The 3,054-nt window shown below is 63.9% G+C and carries 3 protein-coding genes; all 3 read left to right on the top strand.

Going from position 1 to position 3,054, the window contains the following annotated elements; genetic code table 11:
• The first annotated feature begins 259 nt into the window (after positions 1-259).
• Positions 260-1,054, top strand: a complete 795-nt coding sequence (locus tag I5W_RS15725; RefSeq protein WP_044529934.1) for an SDR family NAD(P)-dependent oxidoreductase — start codon at positions 260-262, stop codon at positions 1,052-1,054.
• 426 nt (positions 1,055-1,480) lie between these two features.
• The gene (locus tag I5W_RS15720) at positions 1,481-2,272 is read left to right on the top strand and encodes a substrate-binding periplasmic protein (protein WP_374702141.1); all 792 of its coding nucleotides are present in this window, start codon (positions 1,481-1,483) and stop codon (positions 2,270-2,272) included.
• The coding region (locus tag I5W_RS15715; protein ID WP_044529932.1) for a CHASE domain-containing protein at positions 2,269-3,054 on the top strand (786 nt) is incomplete at its 3' end. The genes I5W_RS15720 and I5W_RS15715, both read left to right, overlap by 4 nt.

The raw sequence follows: 3,054 nt of genomic DNA, 5'->3' as shown, positions 1-3,054 counted from the left end.
AGAAGGAGAAGTGGCAAGGCGCGCGGCAGGGAAGGAGGGGGCGCCACCAGCCCTGACGTGCAACGCGGCCAGCGCGCCTTCTGGGGGCAACCCTCCGGGAGAGGCCGCCAAGCGTCGCCTGCCGTTGTTGCAGCTCCTTGCCGTAGCACCGCTACGACGCGTCGCTGCGCCTAGGCAGTCAACGCTTGGCGACCTCTCGCACTCGCAGATTGAATGGGAACAGGCCCTCTTCACTTTCCCCAACTTCAAGGAGCCCGACATGCCTGCCAACACCGTATCTACCACCACTTCCAACACCATCCCGCGCATTGCCCTCATCACCGGCGGCAGCCGTGGCCTGGGCAAGAACACTGCCCTGCATCTGGCCCGCGAGGGCGTGGGCATCATCCTCACCTACGTGGGCAACCACGCCGCCGCGCAAGCCACCGTGACCGAGCTCGAAGCCCTGGGGGTACGCGCCGTGGCATTGCAACTGGACCTGTCCAGGAGCGCCAGTTTCCCGGCCTTCGCCCAAGCCGTACAGGCCGCGCTGCAGGAGCACTGGCAAGCCAGCCATTTCAGTTACCTGGTCAACAATGGCGGCATGGGAATGCACGCTGCCATCGCTGAGACCAGCGAGGCAGTCTTCGACGAGCTCTACAGCGTGCACCTCAAGGGCCCGTTCTTCCTCACCCAGGCACTGCTGCCGCTGCTGGCCGAGGGTGGTCGCATCATCAACATCTCCAGCGGTCTGGCGCGCTTCTCGCTGCCGGGCTATGCCGCCTACGCAGCCATGAAAGGCGGGGTGGAAGTGATGACACGCTACATGGCCAAGGAATTCGGCGCGCGCGGCATTGCCGTCAACACGGTCGCCCCCGGCGCAATCGAGACCGACTTCGGTGGTGGCCGGGTGCGCGACAATGCCGAACTCAACGCCTTCGTGGCCAGCCAGACCGCGCTGGGCCGAGCTGGCCGGCCGGATGATATCGGCGCCGCCATCGCCTCCCTGCTGCGCCCCGACAATGGCTGGATCAATGCCCAGCGCGTGGAAGTCTCGGGCGGCATGTTCATCTAAGCCTGATAAGGCTCATGGACGCGGGTGGGCACCCTGCTCGCGTCCACTGCCATGCCGGTATAGTCTGCGATTTTTCATGCCATCCTGATCACCTCCCCGAGGCTTTTCGTCTGCCTCGCCACAGCGGCTACAGACCCGCTCGCAGCCTGCCGCGATCCCACCCTTCGCATTCTGTTGCGCAATGGAATCTGCTCGGGTAACATCGCTCGGCGCCTGGTGACCCACCGGTCCGGCAGCAGCAGAACAACAGTAAGGGCGCCGCCCCGGGTGCGGCGCTTTCGGAAAGGATGAGACACCGGCATGATTGGCATGACTGGCGCAACAGGGCGCCGCCGCTGGCGTCCAGAAGATGGCGTATTCACAGGGGGCAGTATTTTCAGTCGACTCTTTCGCATTGGCGCAGTGCGCCGTTGCGCGAGCACAGCCATGCTGTTGTCCACCCTGTTGGCGGGCCCTGCTGTCCACGCCGCCAGCCCCGCCGTACCGGGCGGCCCTGATTGCTCGCGCCCCTATACCCTGGCCCTGCACGACCACGGCCTGCTCTACTCGGCCGCCACCGATACCGGCATCGACAAGGATTTCGCCGATGAGCTGATCCGCCGCAGCGGATGTAAGGTCAATGTCAGCCTGATGTCGCGTGCGCGCATCTGGCAACTGATCGAGTCCGGCGCGCTGGACTTCAGCCTGTCGGGCATCACCAATGCCGATCGCGACAAGTTCGCCTCCTTCGCCTGGTACTTCAGCAACAAGTACTACCTGCTGGTGCGCAAGGATGCCGGCATCGCGCAACTGGCCGATGTGGCGCGCAACCCGCGCTTCCAGCTGGGCGTCATCCGCAGCTTCCGCTATAGCAACAATGCCAACCGCATGGTGGACCAGCTCAGCGCCGCCAACCGCGTGACCCAGGCTGGTGGTCTGGAACCGCTCTACGAAGCCCTGCTGCAAAACCGTATCCAGGGCATGATCATTGAGCCCTTTGATTACCCGGTGTGGAAAGAAAAAGCATCCGTGACGCCACCACCCATCATCAGCTTTGAAGACCCATCGGTGCTGCATGGGCTCATCATGTCGCGGCGCGCGCTGTCTGCGACCGAGCAGGAAAAATGGCGAGCCCTGGTCAATGGCATGTTGGCCGATGGCACCGTCTTGCGCATCTTCCAGAAATACTTCAATGCGGAACTGGCGGCAGCCATGGTCCAATTCCAGAGCAAGCCGTGAACTGGATACGCCTGATCCTGCTGCCCCTGCTCATCCTGGCCACAGGATTGGGCGTGACCTGGACTGCCTGGGACCATGAACGCCAGGCCGCTGCCAAGGAATTGCATACGCAGTTCGCCTCGGCGCTGCGCGAGACGGTCAGTCGCATCGAGCAGCGCATGGCGTCCTACGAACAGATGCTGCACGGCGTGCAAGGGCTGATCTCGGCCACCGGCAACATCGACCGCAGCCAGTTCCGTGACTATGTCGACGCGCTCAACCTGGACGCCAACTTCTCCGGCATCCAGGCCATTGCCATCGAAGAGTGGATTCCCGCCACCCAACTGGATGCGCACCTGGCCCGCATGGCGCATCAGGGCCTGGCCGACTACGCGATCCGCCCCTCGGGTGCACGCGACGCCTATGCTCCCACCATCCTGCGCGAGCCCTACATGGGGCGCAATCGTATGCCCTTCGGCAATGACCAGTGGGCCGATCCGGTACGCCGCGCGGCCATGGAAAAAGCGCGCGACTCGGGCATGGCGACCATCTCCGGCAAGGTCCAATTGTCCAACACGGAGCCATCCATCTCGGCCTTCATGATGTACCTGCCGCTGTACCAGCGCGGCAAGCCACAATCGACCATTGCCGAACGGCGCGCCAGCCTGGTGGGCTGGGTCCATGCAGTGTTCCGCATGAGCGACGTGATCGCCAGCCTCTATGGCGAGAGCAACCACACCATCGGCTTTGCACTCTATGACGGCGTGGTGCAGGAGCCCGATGCCCTGTNACAGCTCCGCCCC

The sequence above is a fragment of the Herbaspirillum sp. B65 genome, assembly GCF_000333555.1.
GTDB classification, from domain to species: domain Bacteria; phylum Pseudomonadota; class Gammaproteobacteria; order Burkholderiales; family Burkholderiaceae_D; genus Herbaspirillum; species Herbaspirillum rubrisubalbicans.
This window is presented reverse-complemented; position numbering and strand designations above follow the sequence as displayed.

Coding starts and splice junctions, on each gene's coding strand:
- I5W_RS15725 (WP_044529934.1), top strand. CDS start 260: ATGCCTGCCAACACCGTATCTACCACCACTTCCAACACCATCCCGCGC.
- I5W_RS15720 (WP_374702141.1), top strand. CDS start 1,481: ATGCTGTTGTCCACCCTGTTGGCGGGCCCTGCTGTCCACGCCGCCAGC.